This window comes from Rhizobium sp. SVR5-9E (assembly GCF_056755095.1).
The window spans coordinates 13,861-33,946 of record NZ_JBNDHS010000004.1; the positions used below are offsets into that span (position 1 = coordinate 13,861).

The window sequence follows — 20,086 nt, forward strand, 5'->3', positions numbered from 1 at the left end:
TAATTTCCAATCGTATTTAGTGAGGATCACAATCGGAAAAACTTATCATGCTGACACTGCGGCAGATGCGCTATTTCGACGCCCTCGCCACCACCGGCCATTTCCGGCGGGCGGCGGAACTGGTCCACATCAGCCAACCGGCGCTTTCGGCGCAGATCATGGAAATGGAGGAATATCTGGGCGCCAAGCTCTTCGAGCGGATGCGCACGAGCACAATACTTACGCACAAAGGACAGGACGTGCTGCTTCATGTGCGTGCCATCCTGCATCAGGTCGATTTGCTGGAGCAAACAGCCAGGACGGGCGACGGCCTGCTGGCAGGGTTGATCCGCATCGGCATTATTCCGACTGTCGCGCCCTATCTCGTACCGCAGTTCATCCCGCATCTGCGCCGGACCTATCCGTCCGTGGAGGTGGAGCTCAAAGAGGCAGTGACCGACCGGCTCATGGCCGATCTTACAACAGGCAAGCTCGATGCGGTCATTGCCGCGCTGCCGCTCGACGTCGAAGGCATCCAGACGCGGTCGCTCTTTACCGACCGCTTCTATATGGCGGTTGCCGAGAATGGCGAGAGCGTGCTGCTGTCGCCGCTCACCGAAAACGAGGTGAATGTCGACCGCCTGCTGCTTCTGGAAGAAGGCCATTGCCTGCGCGATCAGGCGCTTGCCGTCTGCAGCGCCGGCAAGCGCAGTCTCGTCAACTTTGGCGCCACGTCGATGGCAACGCTCCTGCAGATGGTGTCGCACGACATGGGCATGACGCTCGTCCCGGAAATGGCGATCGCCACCGAGACGAGCCGCAACTCGATCCGCATCGTGCCTTTCGCCGAGCCGCAGCCGGCACGCGAGATCGGCCTCGCATGGCGGCGCAGCAGCCATCGAGCCAAGGAGATGGAGGCTCTGGCCGAGGCGGTCATTGCCGCCTCCGCCATTGCACGCGACGCCGCCGCCTGATCAGCCGAGGTTCTTCTTCAGGAATTCGACGGTGCGGCTCCAGGCGAGGTCCGCCGCTTTCTTGTCGTAGCGTGCCGCAGACGTGTCGTTGTTGAAGGCATGGTTGACGCCGTCATAGACGAAGACCTGGACGTCCTTGCCGTTATCCTGCAGCGCCTTCTTGTAGGCGTCGATGCCGGCGTTGATGCGCTCGTCGAGACCGGCATAGTGCAGCATCAGCGCCGCCTTGATGTTCGGCACTTCTTCCGCCTTGGGTTGCGCACCGTAATAGGCAACGGCGGCCTTCAGCTCCGGCGATTTCGTCGCAAGATTGTTCACGAGGCCACCGCCCCAGCAAAAGCCGATGGCGCCGACATTGCCGTTTGAGAGAGGCAGCGTCTTCAGATATTTGACGCTCGCCTCGGCATTCGCGACGGTCGTCGCCGCATCAAGCTTGCCAAACATCTCGCGTGCCTGATCCTCGTTTTCCGGGGTACCTCCCTGCGGCGACAGGAAATCTGGCGCAAGCGCGATGAAGCCTTCCAGCGCCATGCGGCGGGCAACATCCCGAATATGCGGATTGAGGCCACGATTTTCGTGGATCACGATCACCGCGCCGAGCTTGCCCGACGCATCCTTGGGCTCGACAAGATAGCCTTTCATCTCGCCGCTGCTGCCGGGATAGGTAACATCCTGCGCCTTTAGCCGGTCGTCGTTGGCGGCAATCATTTCCGCGCTCGCCTTGTTTGCGGCGAGCATCGGGGCGATGAGGGCCGCGGCACTCGCCGAGCCTGCAAGCTTCGTCAGCTTGTCCATGAAACTGCGGCGGTCGAGCGTCAGATGCGTGTATTCATCATACGCATCGATCATGGCCTGCGTGATTTGCGGTTTATCCATGTGAACCTCCTCTTTCCCCTTCATTGATTATGGAAGGCAAGATAAGCCATGGCCCGGTAACGCAGGAACAAAACCGCGTTACCGGCGCGATGACCCATCAGCCGTTTGGAAAAATCATCCAGACTGCGAGCCACACCCACATGGCGGCAAGCACCACGTAACCCGCGGCAAAGAGCGGGCTTCGGTATCGCATGTTGTTGGTCGTGACATGGATGAATGCATGCAGATAGCGAAGCGCGACGAAAATCCAGGCAAGGGCGACGGCAAGCAAGTTGTCCGCTTCGGTGATGTAAAGCAGGACGCAGCAGACATAAAAGAGAACCGGCAGCTCGAGCTGGTTGGCGATGCTGTTCCTAACGACAAGGCTCTCCGATGGCTCGCTGCGGTTTTCGCGGTAGTCGGACGCCTTGGCCTTGCCCGCCTGCACCATCTGCCGGCGGCGGAGGCTGAGCAGCATATAGAGGACATAGACCAGGCCGACGTGGGCAATAATTGGCCAGAACATTTCATAGCCGGTCATATGGTTTCCCTCGCAACTTCTCTCATATTTTCAAAGCAGTAGAGGAAAATACCGGCGCTTTCCAGCCTATTGTGGACCGTCGCTGTCCGGACCGGGACGTATGAGCAAAGAACGAACGATGATGATTGCCGAGACGGCGAGCGCTGCGAATTTCAACTTGGTCATCCAGGGCAGCAACGCGGCGGCAGACGCTGCGCCTCCGCCGTCGCCGAAAGCAACGAGACTGGAGATATTCTCGGCATAGTCCGCAATGCCGTAGATGAGCGGTAGAGCGTAAATTGCCTTGCGCAAAACGGGATGCATCGGCTTGCCGGAATAGCTGCGGTCCGGCTGAAGCTTCAGGAGAATCGCCCAAAGTAGCATAGTCACCAGCGCCGGCAGCACGAGCTCCGGGCCGCGATACATGCTAAACAGCAGCCCGCGGGCGACATCGTTCTCGCTCAACAGCTTCTGCATGGCGACGACCGCAGGATAGTCGTAGCCGGAGAAATAGGTGTCGAGCATTGGCCGCCCGGTTTCCTGCTGGAACGGCAGGGCGTAGCCGAAGGCCGTCCATGCCAGCGCGGCGGCAGAAAGAATGGCAAGCAGCCCGATGACCCAAGACGGTATCCGGCTGCCCGCCAGCATGATCAGACGCCGACGCCCGGGTAGTTCGGGCTTTCGCGCGTGATCGTCACGTCATGTGGATGGCTTTCGCGAAGGCCGGCGCCGGAGATGCGCACGAAGGTGGCGCGCTCCTGAAACTCCTTGATGTCCTTGCCGCCGACATAGCCCATAGCCGCTTTCAGGCCGCCCGCGAGCTGGTGCAGCACGCCGGAGACCGGCCCCTTGTACGGCACCTGACCCTCGATGCCTTCCGGCACAAGCTTCAGCGTGTCACGGACTTCCGCCTGGAAGTAGCGGTCTGCGGAGCCGCGCGCCATGGCGCCGACGGAGCCCATGCCGCGATAGGCTTTGAACGAGCGGCCCTGGTAGAGATAGACTTCGCCCGGGCTCTCATCGGTACCGGCAAGCAGTGAGCCGACCATGACGGCGGAAGCGCCCGACGCGATTGCCTTTGCGACGTCACCCGAAAATTTTATGCCGCCGTCAGCGATGACCGGAATATCCTGCGCCTTCGCCGCTTCGACGGCGGACATGATCGCGGCGAGCTGCGGAACGCCGACCCCAGCAACGACGCGCGTCGTGCATATCGAACCCGGGCCGATACCGACCTTGACGGCATCCGCACCGGAATCGATTAGCGCCTTGGTACCTTCAGCCGTTGCGACGTTGCCGGCCATGATGCGAACGGAATTGGAGAGCTTCTTGACGCGGGCGACGGCTTCCAGAACGCGAGCCGAATGACCGTGAGCGGTGTCGACGACGAGCAGGTCGACGCCTGCATCGATCAGCCGTTCGGCGCGCTCGAAGCCATCGTCACCGACGCCGACAGCGGCGGCGGCCCGCAGGCGGCCCTGCGCGTCCTTGGAAGCGTTCGGGTTCAGCTGCGCCTTCTCGATGTCCTTGACGGTGATCAGACCGACGCAACGGCCCTCGCCATCGACGACCAGCAGCTTCTCGATGCGGTGCGCATGCAGCAGGCGCTTGGCTTCCTGCTGATCGACGCTCTCCTTGACCGTCACGAGGTTTTCGCGGGTCATCAACTCGTAGATCTTCTGTGTGGGATCGGAGGCGAAGCGGACGTCGCGGTTGGTGAGGATGCCGACGAGGCGACCGGACTTCTCGACAACTGGGATGCCGGAGATGCCGTGCATCTTCATCAGCGCCAGCGCATCGGCGAGCGTTGCCTCCGGACCGATCGTCACCGGATTGACGACCATGCCGCTTTCGAACTTCTTGACCTGACGAACCTGCTCCGCCTGCTCGGCGGGTGTGAAGTTCTTGTGGATGACGCCAAGGCCGCCTGCCTGCGCCATGGCGATCGCCAGACGGCCCTCGGTCACGGTATCCATCGCTGCGGAGATGATCGGGATGTTCAGTTCGAAGTCGGTCGCGATGCGCGTGGCGACACTCGTCTGGCCGGGCAGAACCTCGGAATGACCGGGCTGCAGGAGCACGTCGTCGAACGTGAGTGCATCCAATCCGGTTGGCGTTTCAATGATGCGAGCCATGGCCAATTTCCTTCAGGTAAGAAAATGCAAACCCTCCCGGAACGAATCGTCCGCCCCGGCGGTATGCAAGGATTGCTTTGGAAGTTGGCGAGGGCTGGTAACACGTCTATGACAGGAAGTGAATAGCAAAACGCCCGGCTTACCGGCCGGGCGCGTGATGGCCGCTATGCGCCAGGCTCAGATGTCGAACTGATAGGTCTTCGGCACGAACCGATAGCCCGTCCCTTCCTTCTCCGCAAAGCCCACCGCCGGAAACGGCATGTGGTAACCAAGGAAAGCGATCTTGTCGGTCGCGATCATGTCGAAGACCTTCTTGCGCGAGGCGGCGGCCTGCGCCTTGTCCATATCGAAGCGCACCTCCCATTCGGGATGCAGCAGCGACAGGATATAGTGGTTCGCAGTGTCGCCGGTGAGGACGATCCGCTTACCCTCCGATTCGGCATGGAAAACCATGTGGCCCGGTGTGTGGCCTGGCGCCAGCACCGCCGTGATGCCGCCGGCGACTGGATCTCCATCCTTGATGAACGTGGTCTTGTCGGCCAGAGGCACGACATTGGCGAGCACTGCCTTGTGGCCGCCTTCGGCCGGCGTGCCTTCGCGGGCCTTGCTGGACCAGAAGTCATATTCCGCCTGGCCCGCCACGTAGCGTGCATTCTTGAAGGCAGGAGCGCCGTTTTCCATCAAACCACCGATATGATCGCCATGCAGGTGGGTGAGTGCGACGACGGTAACGTCATCTGCCGCATAACCTGCAGCCTTCAGTCCATCCTGGAGTTTGCCGAGGCCTCGTTCGCGGCCGGCGGGGCCGAAACCGGTATCGACCAGGATGACGTCGGAGCCGGTATCGATCAGTGCCGGCGAATAACTGTTCACGAATTTCTCGGTCGGCAGGAAATTGTCGGTAAGCAGCTTCTTGACCGTCTCCGGATCCTGATTGGTACCAAAAGTTTCGAAAGGCTTGTCCAGGACGTTGCCGCCGTCCCTGATCGCGGTAATCTTGAAAGAGCCGAGCTTGAACTGGTTGATCTCGGGCAGCATCATTGCACTCATATTACTTGTCTCTCTGCTTGCGGCTGTTGAAGCCGTTGCTCTTAAAATAGCAGGCGCCGCAAGCAGGCCAATGCCTGCCACGATTAGCGTGCGCCGCTTCATCCCCAATGAAGCTGCCATATCCATCCTCCAATAGCGCGGTGCGTCGCCGCGCTGACGCCTTTGGCTCGTTCGCCGGAGACACCGTCCGGCCGGGTGAACATATGCGAATTTTGAAAGGAGCGGTTGTCGCGCAAGCCGCTCACGCATACGTGATAAAAACGTGTAAACACGACAACTTCAGGGGTTGGCAGCGACCGCAGGGGAGACTACAGAGCAGGGGACCTCCCAAGCCTCCTCCAAGATCCACCAGGGCTTTCGCCTATGAACCGCATCGTTCCGCTGATTCTGGCCGTCGCGCTCTTTATGGAGCAGATGGACTCCACCGTGATCGCGACCGCCCTGCCGGCGATTGCCAACGACCTGCATGTCGGGCCGATCACGCTGAAGCTGGCGCTGACCTCCTACATGGTGTCGCTTGCGGTCTTCATTCCGGTCAGCGGCTGGATGGCGGACCGGTTCGGCGCCAAGCGCATCTTCCGGCTGGCAATCTGCGTCTTCGTCGTTGGTTCGCTCTTCTGCGCCTTCTCCTCCAGCCTCATCGAATTCGTCTTCGCCCGCTTCCTGCAGGGCATGGGCGGCGCGATGATGACGCCGGTCGCCCGGTTGGTGATGGTGCGCACGACACAGAAGAGCGATCTGGTGTCGGCAATGGCGTTGCTGACGATCCCGGCCCTGGTCGGACCGCTTGCCGGGCCGCCGCTCGGCGGCTTCATCACCACCTATTTCAGCTGGCATTGGATTTTCCTCATCAACGTACCGGTCGGCGTGATCGGCGTGTGGCTCGCGACGATCTTTCTGCCGGAGGTTGAAGCAACCGCCCCGCCGAAGCTCGATATTATCGGCTTCGTGCTGACAGCCCTTGCTGCGGCCGGCGTCGTCTTTGGCCTGTCGGTCGTCAGCCTTCCCGCTTTGCCGCCGGTCATCGGCATTTCGGCGACAGTGATCGGCCTGATCTGCGGCCTGCTCTACGTGCGCCACGCCAGACGTTATCCGACACCGATCCTCAATCTCGACCTCTTCAAGAATCCGACCTTCCGCGCCTCGACAGGCGGCGGCATGCTTTTCCGCATCTGCGTGGGTGCCATGCCCTTCCTGACGCCGCTGATGCTGCAGCTCGGCTTCGGACTCACGCCCTTTCAGTCCGGCCTCATCACCTTCTCGGGCGCGATCGGTGCAATAACGACAAAATTCATGGCGCGGCGCGTGTACAGAGCCATCGGCTTTCGATCGACACTGCTCGGCGCGGGCGTGGTGACGACTGTCGTGACCATCATCACCGGCCTCTTCACGCCGGAGACGTCACACCTCGTCATCATCGGCGTGCTGCTGATCGGCGGGTTCTCCCGCTCCTTCATGTTCACTGGCGTGAATGCGCTCGCCTTCGCGGAAATAGACGACAAGGAGGCAAGCCAGGCCACGTCGTTGAGTTCGGTGATGCAGCAGGTCAGCCTTGCGCTCGGCGTCGCCGTCGCGGCAACCATCCTCGAGACGTCGATCTATCTCCGCGGCGAAGCACTGCAGGTCGCCGATTTCCACCTGGCTTTCTACGTCATTGCCGGATTAACGGTGTTGGCGATGATCCCCTTCGTCCGCATGGACAAGAACGCCGGCGCCGTGGTTTCAGGACACCGCGCCAAGCGGCTCGATCCGGAGGTCATCGAGGCCGAGGAGCAGGCAGTCAAATAGCCTTCCTATTCCGGCTTTTCGCAAACGGCGCTGAGCTTGTTGCCGTCGAGATCGCGAATATAGGCGGCGTAGAAACTCGCGTGGAACGGCCGCAGGCCTGGTTTGCCCTCGTCGGCGCCTCCAGCTGCCATCGCCGCCGCATGGAAGGCATCGACATCAGCCCGGCTTTCGGCCGAGAGTGCCACCATCGTACCGTTGCCATTCGACGCCCGCCGGCGGTTGAAGGGCGTGACCACCCATAGGCGGCAGCGCGTATCCCTATCCGCGGAGTAGCCGATTTCCTCGTTCGACAGGCGCTGGCAGCGATAGCCGAGCACCGGCAGGACGGCATCATAGAAGCGCCGCGCCTGCTCGATGTCATTGGTTCCGAGGGTCACATAGAGAAGCATGGTCAATGGCATTCCGGTCCTGGGACCGTCATAATCGCCCCAGATGACCGGAAAGATCAAGCTTCCATGGCGTCAGCGTCCGGCTTGCGGCCCTTGAACCCCTTCGCCAGCAGGAACATCTCGACCGATTCCGCGCGTGATGAGGCGGGCTTCACGTGCACGACCTGGCGGAAATGCTGCTTCAGCATGTTGAGCAATTCGCGTTCGGTGCCGCCCTGAAACGTCTTTGCAAGAAAATGGCCGCCCTCGCCCAGAACCTCGACGGCGAAATGCGCGGCGACCTCGCAGAGATGCATCGTCCGCAAATGATCGGTGCGGTGATGACCCGTCGTGGGCGCTGCCATGTCTGAAATCACCAGGTCCGGCGTGCCTCCGACGGCCTCCATGAGTTTCGCGGGTGCTTCAGGATCCAGGAAATCGAGCTGCAATACCTTGACGCCCGGAAGCTGGGTCATCTCCAGGAAGTCGATCGCCGCGACGCGGATGTCCTCGTCCGTCGATCCCGTCACTTTCGCGGCAATCTGCGACCAGCTGCCCGGAGCAGCACCAAGATCGATGATGCGGCGGGCACCCTTCAGAATATTGTACTTCTCATCGATCTCCAGCAGCTTGAAAGCCGCGCGGGCGCGATAACCTTCGAGCTGCGCTCGCTGCACATAGGGATCGTTGATGTGGCGCTGCAGCCACTGGCGCGATGACGCCTTCATCTTCTTGTTCTTGACGCGCTGGCCTAGCTTGCGGCCGGTTCGGTTGCCGGCGATCGGTGCCTTAGTCATTCTTCCCTACCTTGCGCGCTGGCCGCGGCGGTTTCGATGACGCCGCCAGACTCCGTCGTCCGCCATCATGTCGGTCAACAGGCCTTCCCTCAAGCCGCGATCGGCAACGCGCATGCGCGGGCTCGGCCAGCGGCGTCGGATCGCCTCCAAGATGGCGCAGCCGGCCAGCACCAGATCGGCGCGATCAGGCCCGATGCAAGGGTTGGCGGCGCGGCTTGCAAAGTCCCAGGAGAGGAGTTTCGCCTGCATGGCCGAAACCTCGTCATCCGAGAGCCAAATGCCATCCACCTTGCGGCGGTCGTAGCGAGGCAGGTCGAGGTGGACGCCGGCGAGCGTCGTTACCGTGCCCGACGTGCCGATCAGGTGAAAATCACCGGATTGTGCGATTTCGATTTCAGGGCAACTGAAGCTTGCAAGCATGTCCGCCACTTCCGACACCATGCCCTCGAAGCTTTCGGGAGTCACATGCTGTCCGCCATGCCGCTCGGAAAGCGTAACGACTCCGACCGGTAGCGAGGTCCAGTGGGTGATGTGGTTGGCAAGGCGGCTGAAGCGATTCTCGCCAATGCGGATCACGGCGATTTCCGACGAGCCGCCGCCGATATCGAAAAGCACGACGGAACGGGCTTCACGTCCGACAAGTGACGAGCAGCCGGATACGGCAAGGCGCGCTTCCGTTTCGCGGTCGATGATCTCGAGTTCGAGCCCGGTTTCGGCAACCACGCGCTCGAGGAACGCCTCGCCGTTTGCGGCCTGGCGGCAGGCTTCGGTGGCGATCAGACGCATGCGGCGGATTTCACGGTTCTTGAGCTTCCCGGCGCAGACGCGCAGCGCGTCAATGGCGCGATCCATCGCCTCGTCCGAGAGGCGGCCGCTTGCGGCAAGCCCCTCGCCGAGGCGGACGATACGCGAAAAGGCGTCGACGACGCGGAACTGTCCCGGCCGGGTCGGCTGCGCAATCAGCAGACGGCAATTATTGGTGCCTAGATCGAGCGCGGCATAGAGCTCGTCCGGCCACGGGTTATCCAGCGCGCGATCGCGTCCGCGAGCCGGAAACTGGCTGGCGCGTCTGTAGGCGTCGCCGGCCTGAGCCTCGGCACTCCCATTGGCGCGCGCGATGCCCGGAACCGGCGCTATGCCGGCAGCTCTGGCGGCGGTTGGCTGTGGAACGATCGCCGGCTGACCGACAGCCTTGCCGGGCGCCAGAGGACGTCCTTGAATGCCGCGCTTTCCGCGATGCTTGCGCCGGTTGCGGCGGCTGGACGAAGCCTCTTCGCCCGCATGCGCCGCCAGATCGGCCGAAGCCGGTTTCTCACGCTGCTGGATCGTTGCGGAAGCCCCGCCATGCTGCTGCCCGCCGTTGCCACGGCGACGACGTTTGCGCTTGCGGGCCGGATTTTCGGCCGCAACTTCTATGGGGCGCGCAGCCTCTCCGGATGTGCCAGAAGGAGCCTGCCAAGCAGCATGAGCCACGTTGCGGGATTGGCCGCCTCGTTTGCCCTTGCGGCGCCGGGACTTCTTACCATCCCTTCGCGCTGCCGCCGACGCCCCGTCAAATTGCGGCTTTGCGCCGCCTTCGGGGTCTTCCACGTTCGTTTTCCACGCGCCGCGCAAGTCCATGACGGTATGCAGCAGGCGCTCACTAGTTTTGCGTTGCCGCGAGAATACCAGCGCCCGTTCAAATCACCAAATTCTTTTTGAATTTCTGAAATTACACCCGCCAACCTCGACTGTTCACGGCGCGGAAATTTTTTGGAAACAGGTATTTGCATTCTCGCGGCTTTTGTTTATAAGCGCCGCACACCAGCGCAACCGCTTCGCCGGCCGCACCTGCTGGGGAATAGTTCAATGGTAGAACAGCGGACTCTGACTCCGTCGATCTTGGTTCGAATCCAGGTTCCCCAGCCAATTTCATTGTTTTAATTCAATAACTTAGCTTAGTGTCGCCAGTGCTGGGAATACCCCCACGCTGCGCCCCCACAAGGGCGCTTGGCGATGTCCAACTACCTGCGGCGAGAAGCCGATTCCCTCTTCTTCCGGCGGCGTGTACCCGCTCTCCTTCAGCCTAGACTCCAGCAAACAGAGATATACCGGTCCTTAAAGACCACCGTGCGAAGAACAGCCAGGGCGCGGGCCGCGCAATCCCGTCCGGCTTGCCGCTCTCGATGCGAACGGCAGTGTCAACAATTAGATTTTCAAAGGAGCTTGCGACGTTTTCCGGAGCGAATATTTCGCTCCCGGGGCTCAAACTGCCGTCAACGGCGGCTTTACAATGTCAGCAATGTCGTTCAGCATTCTGGAACACCTTGATAAAAAAACGCCCGACGGTTGCAGCCCGTTGACGGCGGTTTTTCTATGCTCATCTGACGGCGTGTGCGGGTCAAGGCGGGATCGTCGTAAACAGGTCAAATTTCAAGCTTCGTGCCGAAACTTGCTTCCTTGAGGGTTTCAATAAAGTCTGCGTGTTTGACGGTAAGGTCAGCACGACGCAAGAGAATCTGAGTTATCATCCAAGCAATATAGTGGACGTTGTTGACCTCGATCTGTGCCACGCTTCGCTCGCCATTGTGAACAATGCGCGATCGGAGATTGTAATGCTTCTTGAGGCTCTTATACAATGCCAGCCGAGTCTCGGGCTTCTCGCTCCATATCACGCCAGCATAGCGCGAAATCGTTTCAGTGACGGGGCCGTCGTTGCTAGTTCCCGAAAGCAGCGCTTCGATCGTCGTGAAGAACAAGAGCACTCTCTCCGCAGGCTCCTGGGCACGGCGTGCTCGCGTCAGCCATCCCAACGCCTGTTGCATACGTTCTGCCAGCGTATTGCTCTTGGGATCGAACACCTGTCCCGCAACGCGGGCTACCGTGGAGCTTTTCAGAACATCTATTATTTCGGTATCAAATTCGTACCAAGGCGCAGCCGAGCCTCCACCGAAGGCGGGCCCCTCCGGGCCGATACTCAAGCCGTGGGATTGGAATGGATGTGGGTATATGGGATGCGGTTCAACATCCGCAAGCTTAGGGAACAACCCCTTCGGCTCCTTGTAATGCAATCTAACGAAACTAATCGCCACATCGATGAACCATAGGGCTTGTAGTTCCAACCCTTTCGGCATTCCCTGCACTGACACATCCCAGCAAAGCTCCGGGAGATGGATATGCGCGTTTAAGGAAGTTCCATCCTCTACAAGGGTGAAGGCGTTTCTTTCTTGCTCAAGGGGAGAAATCCGGATTTTTGATGATCAGCTTTCTACATCCTGGCGAATGAATTCACGTTTCACGATTCGGACAGGTCCAAGCTTGACCTCATCCACACTACCCATGAAGCGAATAAGCGTATTCGGACGGATGATGCGGTACTCGGTACTCGCCGCGTCACCAATACCAATTGCTATCGCCTTGGCGATGTCCTTCACACTGTCAGTGTCGCCCTTGCTAAAGGCGATACTACGCGCAACCTCTTCAACTGACTTCTGATGAATACGACTGGCGCCGAAAACTTTAGCCGCTCGGGATGACAGATTTCGCGAAGCCTCCAGCAATTCCTCGGTAAATTCCACAGTGCCATGCGCTCCACTACTAAATCCCTTTTCTGAACTCTTCAGCAGTGTGCGAAAAACTTCCTCGCTGCTAACAAGCGCAGCCCGAAACGCCTCGACAAACACCTCCGCAAGTTGAATCAACTGTTGATCACTGGCCATTACGATTTGAACTCATTCTGCATGCCCCCGAATCGTTACTCACGAGCCATCATAGCGGTAAGGATGAGCGACGCATTCATCCTTAGATTGAAGTCCGAAGATCGCCCGAATGAATCGTGATCGCATGCCTTGGCATCCAATTGTTGACACCCCCACAAACTACCTCCACATTGTTGACGCGACATCGAGCAACAAGTTGAAAGTAAACGGTTTTTAGGAACGGCCGTCCGGCTCCAGGTTCCCCAGCCAAACATCTTCTTTCCACTAGCTTCAACAGTCAGCTAACTGTTCGGTCACGTCGCCGCGGACTTGCTCCTCCATGTCGAAGGCGCAGTCCTGGAACACTGGTTCGAGATGCCGATGAAGGCATACGTCTCTGTCACCTTGTAACGGCGCCTTCGTACCGTTCGTGCGACCTACTCCTCGAAACGATCCGTGGCATCACGATCGCGCTCGTATCGTCTCTTGAGCGGAAACGGCGGCAACCAGGACTCGCGACGGACGGTCCAGAGTTCGTAGGTCGGCCTCAGTTGGTCAGGGGCATCCAGGGATCCCAGGTTCACCTCGATTTCGTCTGCAGTGCATCCGAAAATTGACGAGCCGCAGCGGGGACAGAAAAATCGCCCGGCATAGTCGCGTGTTTCGCCATCGATCGTCACCGCATCCCGAGGGAATACGGCGGAAGCGTGAAAAAGGGCTCCATGATGCTTGCGGCAGTCGAGACAGTGACAAAGGCCGACCCTGTACGGGCGTCCCGACGCCGCAATCCGGACGTTGCCGCACAGGCAGCCGCCTGTGAATCGGTCCATGCTGCGTCTCCTCCAAAATCAAGCGGGCGGAATAATTACAACGAACTGTACCGTCAGTGCAATTTTCCGCTGTGGCGGAGGACGCGTAGCCGCTCGCGGCAAGGAGAATTTAGGCTATGCGGAGGGATTGCGCTCGGTGGTCCGCCCCTTGACAATCACCAGCGCTGCTGCAAATTTTTGGACATGGGGTAGCGATCACCCCACGAGGCGACAGCTAGAGAATCGCGTCCTTGAACCCCGAAGCAACGGAGGGACGCAGCTATGCCGTCATATCTCGAAATCACATCTGACAAGCTGACCCGCATCGTCGGCACGCCGAACGTGCCAATGCTTATTGACGTCCGCACTGACGACGACTTTGCGGACGACCCACGGCTCATCCCGGGCTCTATCCGGCGGGACTATCGTGAGGTCGAGGCCTGGAGTTCTGAGGTCACCGGCCCTTCGATCTTGATATGCCAGAAGGGTGAGAAGCTCAGCCACGGCGTCGCTGCCTATCTGAGGTACGCAGGAAACCAGGCTGAGGTGCTCGACGGCGGTTTCGAGGCCTGGCGCGCGGCAGAAGGCATCCTCGTTCCGGACGAGAAACTGCCGCCGCGCGATGCAAAGGGCCGGACGGTATGGGTGACACGGGCTCGCCCGAAGATCGACCGCATTGCTTGCCCCTGGCTCATCCGCCGTTTCGTGGACCCCTCCGCAGTCTTTCTGTTCGTTCCTGCAAGTCAGGTGCCCGCTGTTGGCGAGCGCTTCGGCGCAATGCCTTTCGACATCGAGGAGGTCTTCTGGAGCCATCGTGGCGAGCTTTGCACATTCGACGTGATGGTCGAGGAGTTCTGCCTGAAGTCGAAGCCCATTCTCCATCTCGCGAGGATCGTGCGCGGCGCGGATACGGCGCGGCCAGACCTCGCACCGGAAGTGCCTGGACTATTGGCCGCCTCCCTTGGCCTCTCCCGAATGTTCGACGACGACCTCGAACAGCTGGAGGCAGGCTTGACGATCTACGACGCTTTCTACAGATGGTGCCGCGACGCGACGGACGAGACGCATAACTGGCCGAATCCGAGGAAGGGATAGGAAACGATGACCGAGTTGGCCAGAAAGGCAGGAAACGCACCTCTCTCGGCCGAGAGCGATATCGTTCCCCTGTCCGAAGCAACGAAAGTCTGGGCCCGCGTCGCCGCCTTGAGTTTCGGCGGTCCCGCGGGACAGATCGCCGTCATGCATCGCATCATCGTCGACGAAAAACGCTGGGTTGGGGAGCACCGTTTCCTGCATGCGCTGAACTATTGCATGCTCCTTCCCGGTCCAGAGGCGCATCAGCTCGCCATCTATATCGGCTGGCTCCTCAACCGAACGCTGGGCGGCGTCATTGCCGGCGCTTTGTTCGTCTTGCCGGGCTTCGTGTCCATTCTCGCGCTCAGCTATATCTACGTGCTCTTCGGTAACGTGACGTTCGTCGAAGGGCTTTTCTTTGGCCTCAAATGCGCTGTCCTGGCAGTCGTCATACAAGCGGTGTTCCGGATCGGCAGCCGGGCGCTCACGAACAATGTGATGATCGGCATGGCGGCTGCCGCATTTATCGCGATCTTCTTCCTGCACGTGCCCTTCCCGCTCATCATTGTCGGCGCGGGTGTCATCGGCTTCCTTGGCGGCCGTGCCGATGTGGCCGCCTTCAAGGTTGGCGGCGGTCACAAATCGGGCTCAGGCAAGATTCTGGAAGACCGAGACTCGGCTCTGGGCGAAAATGTCCCTCTCCACGCGCGGCCGAATCTGGCCTGGTCGCTGAAGACGTCAGGGGCATTGGCCGCTTTGTGGCTCCTTCCGGTCGCGGGGCTCTGGGTCACTCTCGGCCCTGATAACGTATTCTCCAAAGTTGGCATCTTCTTCAGCCAGATGGCTGTTGTCAGTTTCGGCGGAGCGTATGCGGCTCTCGCATATGTCGCCCAGGAGGCTGTCCAGCGATTCGGATGGCTACAACCCGGGGAAATGCTGGACGGCCTCGGAATGGCGGAGACCACGCCGGGTCCGCTGATCATGGTAACGCAGTTCGTTGGCTTCCTGGCGGGCCACCGCGATCCTGGTACGCTGAGCCCGCTGACGGCGGCCACGCTTGCCGCGGTCCTGACGACCTGGGTGACCTTCCTGCCGAGCTTCCTATGGATTTTTCTTGGCGCCCCGTTCATCGAAAAACTGCGGGGAAACGCGGCACTCTCCGCAGCCATGTCGGTGATCACGGCTGCGATCGTCGGCGTGATTCTCAATCTGGCGATCTGGTTTGGCCTGCACGTTCTTTTTGGAGAGGTCCGCACGCTCACCTTTGGAAGCTGGTGGCTTGATGTCCCGGTACTTTCGTCGCTCAACCTGCCGTCGCTGACTTTGACCGTGCTCGCCGCCATTGCGATATTCCGTCTCAACTTCTCCGTCATTGTGACGCTTCTTGCTGCGGCTATCCTCGGCGTCGGATGGACAGTAGTGGCACTGGGTTAGACGATCGCGATCAGGCCGACGACTGATAACTGGTCGTCATGGTGGCAAACGCGTTGGCAAAGCAAAAATGCCTTCACCGCGACACGGATGAAGGCTACAGCAGTCCATAGCCGACGCTCATCATTGGATTTCGCCATGACCGATACTGTTACCGATCGCTTTCTTCGCTACGTCGTCATCGATACGCAGTCGGATCCCAAGTCGCCGACGCAGCCCTCGACAGAAAAGCAGAAGAACCTCGGCCGTATGCTGGTGGAGGAATTGCTGGCAATCGGCCTGTCCGATGCGCATCTCGACGAGCACGGCTATGTCTATGCGACCATCCCGTCCAACACCGACAAGCCGGTCCCCGTCATCTGCTTCTGCTCGCACATGGATACCGCGCCGGATTTCACAGGGACGAACGTGAAACCGCAAGTCGTGCGCAACTATGGCGGTGGAGACATTCAGCTTTCGGGCGATCTGCAGCAGGTCATTCGCGTCAGCGATCATCCGGCACTGAAGGACCAGATCGGCAACGACATCATCACCACCGACGGCACGACGCTGCTTGGTGCCGACGACAAGGCCGGAATTGCCGAGATCATGACCGCGGCGCAATACCTGGTCGGCAATCCCGATATCAAGCATGGGACGATCAAGATCCTGTTTACGCCCGACGAGGAAATCGGGCGCGGCGTGGACAAGGTCGATCTCGCAAAGCTGGGCGCACAGTTTGCCTATACCATGGATGGCGAAATGCCTGGGCACATCGAGGATGAGACCTTCTCGGCCGATGGCGTCGAAATCACTATTCAAGGTGTCGCGATCCATCCCGGTTTCGCCAAGGGGAAGATGGAGAATTCCGTCAAGATTGCCGGAGCGATTATCAGCCGGCTACCGAAGGACGTGGCGCCCGAGACGACCGCAGGCCGACAGGGTTTCGTTCACCCGACGGGTGTGACCGGCTCGATGGAAAAGGCAAACCTCAGCCTCATCGTCCGCGACTTCGAAGACGACGGGCTTGCCGCCAAGGAGGCCATGCTCGAGGGGATCGTGCGGGAGGTCATGGCCGACTATCCCGGCTCATCCTACACCTTCAAGGTCAAGCAGCAGTACCGCAACATGAAGGTCATCCTCGACCGTCATCCGGAGATCGTCGAAAACGCCCTCGAGGCGGTGCGACGGGCGGGCATGGAGCCGGTGCGCGGCAGCATAAGGGGCGGTACCGACGGTTCGCGGCTTTCGTTCATGGGGCTGCCCTGCCCCAACATCTTCGCCGGTGGCCACGCCTTTCACTCGCCGCTCGAATGGGTCAGCCGGCAAGACATGGAGAAAGCCGTAAGGACGATCGTCGAACTGGCGAAGATCTGGGCGGAGCGCGCTTAGAGCCTGCCTATCTATTCAAGACGCGAAGCTACAGCGACATTTCTGTCAGCGATTGCGCGCTAGGTGGTGCACGAGACCGCGCCGGCCGCGTTCCATGACCACGTTATGGTTCCATCTGAAGACCGGCCGCAGGATGAATGCAAATCTGACCATCCAGGGCTTTGTCACCTTGACGATCCAATCGTAGCGAACCTTGCATTTGGAGCCTTCGGGCCGCAGCGTCCACCGTCCGATGCCATCGAGTTCGCCGGAAGCCCGGCCCTCGATGGTCACGAGCGGCTCTACCCTCACCGTCTGCATCTCGAAGATCAGGTCGTAAGGCAGTGCGGTCGACCATCGCATCCGGTAGATGGAACCGATGCCTGCCTCGTCCCCTTCCTGCAACAGATCGACCTGTTTCACGGACGGCCACCATTCAGGCCAGGTCTCAGGCGTATTGAGCACCCGCCAGACATCTTCAACCGCTGAATCGACGATCCATTCCGTCGCAAGATGAAACTCGGTCGATGACATCGCTCATCCGGCTACTGCTTTAATTCGCTGCAAGCGCCGACAAAGAGGCGCTTGCGATATGATACATGAGCGCGCTTGAAAATACTCCTGCTGAAGGCCAAGCGCTCAACTGCGCAGCCCGGGAGCTTCATAGCCCGTGCGCGCCACATATTCCGTATAGCCGCCGGCATACTGGTGGATGCCGTCAGGCGTGAGCTCCAGCACCCGGTTGGACAGAGCGCCGAGGAAGTGGCGATCGTGCGAGACGAACAGCATCGTTCCCTCATACTCCGACAGGGCCTTGATGAGCATTTCCTTGGTGTCCAGATCCAGATGGTTCGTCGGCTCGTCCAGCACGAGAAGGTTCGGTGGGTCGAAGAGCATGATCGCCATGACCAGCCGGGCCTTCTCGCCACCCGACAGCACCCGGCATCTCTTCTCCACATCGTCGCCGGAGAACCCGAAGCAGCCTGCCAGCGCACGCAATGAGCCCTGGCCCGCCTGGGGGAACTTATCCTCAAGCGACTGGAGCACGGTGCGGTCGCCGTCCAGCAGGTCCATGGCGTGCTGTGCGAAATAGCCCATCTTCACGCTGGCACCCAGAGCGACGCTGCCTTCATCCGGCTCCGCAGAGCCCGCTACCAGCTTCAGCAACGTCGATTTTCCCGCGCCGTTTATGCCCATGATGCACCACCGCTCCCGGCGCCGCACCATGAAATCCAGTCCCTCATAGATGGTTCGGCTGCCGTATTTCTTGTGCACGTTCTTGAGGTTGATGACGTCCTCACCGGAGCGCGGCGCCTGCTGGAACTCGAACGAGACCATCTGGCGGCGCTTGGGCGGCTCCACCCGGTCGATCTTTTCCAGCTTCTTCACGCGGCTCTGCACCTGCGAAGCGTGCGAGGCGCGCGCCTTGAAGCGCTCGATGAACTTGATCTCCTTGGCGAGCATCGCCTGCTGACGCTCGAACTGAGCCTGCTGCTGCTTTTCGTTCTGTGCCCGCTGCAGCTCGTAAAAGCCGTAGTCACCCGAGTAGGTCGACAATGTCCCGCCATCGATTTCGATGATCTTGGTGACGATGCGGTTCATGAACTCGCGGTCGTGCGAGGTCATTAGCAACGCGCCTTCGTAGCCCTTGAGGAATTCCTCAAGCCAGATGAGGCTTTCCAGATCCAGATGGTTGCTTGGCTCGTCGAGGAGCATGACATCGGGCCGCATCAGGAGAATGCGGGCGAGCGCCACACGCATCTTCCAGCCGCCCGAGAGCGCGCCGACATCGCCATCCATCATCTCCTGGCTGAAGCTCAGGCCCGCCAGGACTTCGCGCGCACGCCCTTCGAGCGCATAGCCATCCAGTTCCTCGTAGCGCGCCTGCACTTCGCCATAGCGCTCGATGATCGTCTCCATGTCGTCCGCCTGATCGGGATCGGCCATGGCAGCCTCAAGAGCCCGCAATTCGGCGGCAACGATGCTCACGGGGCCTGCGCCATCCATCACCTCGGCGACGGCACTGCGGCCCTCCATCTCGCCCACATCCTGGTTGAAATAGCCGACGGTGACGCCCTTCTCGACGGCGACTTGTCCCTCGTCCGGGTGCTCTTCCTGCGTGATCATCCGGAAGACCGTCGTCTTGCCGGCACCATTCGGACCGACGAGACCGATCTTCTCGCCCTTGTTGAGAGCCGCAGAAGCCTCAATGAAGAGGATACGGTGGCTAAGCTGTTTGCTGATGTTTTCGATGCGTATCATTGGCGTTCGGGCATCCCGGAATGGTTTCGGCGCGCCCTTATGTCACGTGTCGCGCCGCCTGTCGCAGATTTTCAGCATCGGGATTTATTTTGGGATGGGTTCGGGCGAACGTCAATATTGTGCGCCGCACATCGAAGATCCTGACAGCGCGGAGGCAGACCCGATCTGTCAAAATAAAACCCGGCGCCGCAACGCCGGGTTCCGAATTCCAGATATCCGTCGCGTTACTCGCGGCGCATCAGGCGCATGACGAGCGAGACGACGAACAGCACCAGGAATATGAAGAAAAGAACCTGTGCTATGGAAGCCGAAGCGCCTGCAATGCCGCCGAATCCAAGTACACCGGCGATCAGGGCTACGACGAGAAATACCAAAGCGTAGTACAGCATGGTGAACTCCTCTATCCGATCCTGGCCTAATAACGGCGATCCTTGGCAATTTGTTCCAGAAGGCCTTGGAAAGTACTGCGGCCCCTGGGATGTCAGCCGAGCTGAAAGGCGCCCCGAGGTGAGCGGTCACCTTGATCGGGGGTGGGCGGCTCGGCCGCTTCGAGGTAGAACTTCACCGGCGCGGTCAATACGAACCACATGCATGCGCCACCCATAAATGCCGCTCCGACCGGCTCGTCGATGCGTGTCACGAACGGCAGGCCCGCCGAAACGAAGAGAACCGTCATGCGCAACGACCACTCCGCCTCACGTTTGCTGATCGCACGGGCCCGGAGCGATTTGTAGCGCCGGGCGTCATAGCCGCCTGCTCCGGTTCTCGCGGAGGAAACCAGCTTCCAGACGGATGGCAGCGCCAGCATGAACAATGCCGCGAGGCTCAGGACAAGAGGCCAGCCGGAGAGAATGTACCGGCTTGCGATCGCAAGCAGCGAAAGCATCGCGAGATTCCACACCGGTTCCAAACGTTCCGGATGTTGCGCCGTATAAGCATGCCAAGCCCGCAGCGTACGTGCCGCGCCGGAAAGCAGCGGCTCGTCAATATAACGATTGATCCAATCCATTTAGAATA

Annotated in this window: 21 protein-coding genes and 1 tRNA gene; 7 read left to right on the plus strand and 15 right to left on the minus strand. The window is 60.2% G+C overall.

Going from position 1 to position 20,086, the window contains the following annotated elements; translation table 11 throughout:
- Positions 1 to 47 precede the first annotated feature (47 nt).
- A complete protein-coding gene (locus ACPYOJ_RS03515) occupies positions 48 to 953 on the plus strand; it encodes a hydrogen peroxide-inducible genes activator (protein ID WP_481415016.1) in 906 nt (301 codons plus the stop codon).
- Here ACPYOJ_RS03515 and ACPYOJ_RS03520 read toward each other — a convergent pair whose 3' ends face one another.
- The 5 genes from ACPYOJ_RS03520 to ACPYOJ_RS03540 form a co-directional block, all read right to left on the minus strand.
- Positions 954 to 1,829, minus strand: a complete 876-nt coding sequence (locus tag ACPYOJ_RS03520) for a dienelactone hydrolase family protein (RefSeq protein ID WP_481415017.1) — start codon at positions 1,827 to 1,829, stop codon at positions 954 to 956.
- 97 nt (positions 1,830 to 1,926) lie between these two features.
- The gene (locus ACPYOJ_RS03525) at positions 1,927 to 2,349 is read right to left on the minus strand and encodes an MAPEG family protein (RefSeq protein WP_481415018.1); all 423 of its coding nucleotides are present in this window, start codon (positions 2,347 to 2,349) and stop codon (positions 1,927 to 1,929) included.
- A gap of 66 nt (positions 2,350 to 2,415) precedes the next feature.
- Positions 2,416 to 2,976: a hypothetical protein gene (locus tag ACPYOJ_RS03530; RefSeq protein ID WP_481415019.1), complete on the minus strand. Its 561-nt coding sequence runs from the start codon at positions 2,974 to 2,976 to the stop codon at positions 2,416 to 2,418.
- 2 nt (positions 2,977 to 2,978) lie between these two features.
- A complete protein-coding gene (guaB, locus tag ACPYOJ_RS03535) occupies positions 2,979 to 4,463 on the minus strand; it encodes an IMP dehydrogenase (RefSeq protein WP_481415020.1) in 1,485 nt (494 codons plus the stop codon).
- A gap of 177 nt (positions 4,464 to 4,640) precedes the next feature.
- Positions 4,641 to 5,633, minus strand: a complete 993-nt coding sequence (locus ACPYOJ_RS03540; protein ID WP_481415021.1) for an MBL fold metallo-hydrolase — start codon at positions 5,631 to 5,633, stop codon at positions 4,641 to 4,643.
- 243 nt (positions 5,634 to 5,876) lie between these two features.
- Between ACPYOJ_RS03540 and ACPYOJ_RS03545 the strand changes: the two genes are divergently transcribed.
- Positions 5,877 to 7,301: a DHA2 family efflux MFS transporter permease subunit gene (locus ACPYOJ_RS03545; RefSeq protein ID WP_481415022.1), complete on the plus strand. Its 1,425-nt coding sequence runs from the start codon at positions 5,877 to 5,879 to the stop codon at positions 7,299 to 7,301.
- Positions 7,302 to 7,306: 5 nt separating this feature from the next.
- Here ACPYOJ_RS03545 and ACPYOJ_RS03550 read toward each other — a convergent pair whose 3' ends face one another.
- The 3 genes from ACPYOJ_RS03550 to ACPYOJ_RS03560 are packed head-to-tail and all read right to left on the minus strand — an operon-like array spanning position 7,307 to position 10,056.
- A complete protein-coding gene (locus ACPYOJ_RS03550; RefSeq protein ID WP_481415153.1) occupies positions 7,307 to 7,690 on the minus strand; it encodes a VOC family protein in 384 nt (127 codons plus the stop codon).
- 56 nt (positions 7,691 to 7,746) lie between these two features.
- Positions 7,747 to 8,466, minus strand: a complete 720-nt coding sequence (locus ACPYOJ_RS03555) for an RlmE family RNA methyltransferase (RefSeq protein WP_168828487.1) — start codon at positions 8,464 to 8,466, stop codon at positions 7,747 to 7,749.
- A 6-nt stretch (positions 8,467 to 8,472) separates the two neighbouring features.
- Positions 8,473 to 10,056 carry a Ppx/GppA phosphatase family protein gene (locus tag ACPYOJ_RS03560; RefSeq protein ID WP_481415023.1) on the minus strand — a complete coding sequence of 528 codons (1,584 nt, stop codon included), beginning with the start codon at positions 10,054 to 10,056 and terminating at the stop codon, positions 8,473 to 8,475.
- 244 nt (positions 10,057 to 10,300) lie between these two features.
- Between ACPYOJ_RS03560 and ACPYOJ_RS03565 the strand changes: the two genes are divergently transcribed.
- Positions 10,301 to 10,374, plus strand: a tRNA-Gln gene (locus ACPYOJ_RS03565).
- An 87-nt stretch (positions 10,375 to 10,461) separates the two neighbouring features.
- Positions 10,462 to 10,776 carry a DUF6538 domain-containing protein gene (locus ACPYOJ_RS03570; RefSeq protein ID WP_481415024.1) on the plus strand — a complete coding sequence of 105 codons (315 nt, stop codon included), beginning with the start codon at positions 10,462 to 10,464 and terminating at the stop codon, positions 10,774 to 10,776.
- Between the two features lie 95 nt (positions 10,777 to 10,871).
- Here ACPYOJ_RS03570 and ACPYOJ_RS03575 read toward each other — a convergent pair whose 3' ends face one another.
- The 3 genes from ACPYOJ_RS03575 to ACPYOJ_RS03585 all read right to left on the minus strand — a co-directional run bounded on the left by ACPYOJ_RS03575 (position 10,872) and on the right by ACPYOJ_RS03585 (position 12,973).
- Positions 10,872 to 11,588 carry a hypothetical protein gene (locus ACPYOJ_RS03575; RefSeq protein WP_481415025.1) on the minus strand — a complete coding sequence of 239 codons (717 nt, stop codon included), beginning with the start codon at positions 11,586 to 11,588 and terminating at the stop codon, positions 10,872 to 10,874.
- A 117-nt stretch (positions 11,589 to 11,705) separates the two neighbouring features.
- Positions 11,706 to 12,164 carry a hypothetical protein gene (locus tag ACPYOJ_RS03580; RefSeq protein ID WP_481415026.1) on the minus strand — a complete coding sequence of 153 codons (459 nt, stop codon included), beginning with the start codon at positions 12,162 to 12,164 and terminating at the stop codon, positions 11,706 to 11,708.
- Positions 12,165 to 12,580: 416 nt separating this feature from the next.
- Positions 12,581 to 12,973: a GFA family protein gene (locus tag ACPYOJ_RS03585; protein ID WP_481415027.1), complete on the minus strand. Its 393-nt coding sequence runs from the start codon at positions 12,971 to 12,973 to the stop codon at positions 12,581 to 12,583.
- 261 nt (positions 12,974 to 13,234) lie between these two features.
- Here ACPYOJ_RS03585 and ACPYOJ_RS03590 point away from each other — a divergent pair, with 261 nt between their 5' ends.
- The 3 genes from ACPYOJ_RS03590 (at position 13,235) to pepT (ending at position 16,828) form a co-directional block, all read left to right on the plus strand.
- Positions 13,235 to 14,047, plus strand: coding sequence for a chromate resistance protein ChrB domain-containing protein (locus ACPYOJ_RS03590; protein ID WP_481415028.1), 813 nt, complete (start codon positions 13,235 to 13,237; stop codon positions 14,045 to 14,047).
- A gap of 6 nt (positions 14,048 to 14,053) precedes the next feature.
- On the plus strand, positions 14,054 to 15,460 hold the full coding sequence (gene chrA, locus ACPYOJ_RS03595; protein ID WP_481415029.1) for a chromate efflux transporter: 1,407 nt from the start codon (positions 14,054 to 14,056) through the stop codon (positions 15,458 to 15,460).
- 135 nt (positions 15,461 to 15,595) lie between these two features.
- Positions 15,596 to 16,828: a peptidase T gene (gene pepT / locus ACPYOJ_RS03600; protein WP_481415030.1), complete on the plus strand. Its 1,233-nt coding sequence runs from the start codon at positions 15,596 to 15,598 to the stop codon at positions 16,826 to 16,828.
- Between the two features lie 45 nt (positions 16,829 to 16,873).
- On the opposite strand, the gene ACPYOJ_RS03605 is transcribed toward pepT, so the two are convergent.
- From ACPYOJ_RS03605 to ACPYOJ_RS03620, 4 genes are all read right to left on the minus strand, one after another.
- A complete protein-coding gene (locus ACPYOJ_RS03605) occupies positions 16,874 to 17,341 on the minus strand; it encodes an SRPBCC family protein (protein ID WP_481415031.1) in 468 nt (155 codons plus the stop codon).
- Between the two features lie 105 nt (positions 17,342 to 17,446).
- Positions 17,447 to 19,069, minus strand: coding sequence for an ABC-F family ATP-binding cassette domain-containing protein (locus tag ACPYOJ_RS03610; protein ID WP_481415032.1), 1,623 nt, complete (start codon positions 19,067 to 19,069; stop codon positions 17,447 to 17,449).
- Between the two features lie 224 nt (positions 19,070 to 19,293).
- Positions 19,294 to 19,458 carry a DUF1328 domain-containing protein gene (locus ACPYOJ_RS03615; RefSeq protein ID WP_022717247.1) on the minus strand — a complete coding sequence of 55 codons (165 nt, stop codon included), beginning with the start codon at positions 19,456 to 19,458 and terminating at the stop codon, positions 19,294 to 19,296.
- A gap of 92 nt (positions 19,459 to 19,550) precedes the next feature.
- A complete protein-coding gene (locus tag ACPYOJ_RS03620) occupies positions 19,551 to 20,078 on the minus strand; it encodes a hypothetical protein (protein WP_168828479.1) in 528 nt (175 codons plus the stop codon).
- Between the last annotated feature and the right edge of the window lie 8 nt (positions 20,079 to 20,086).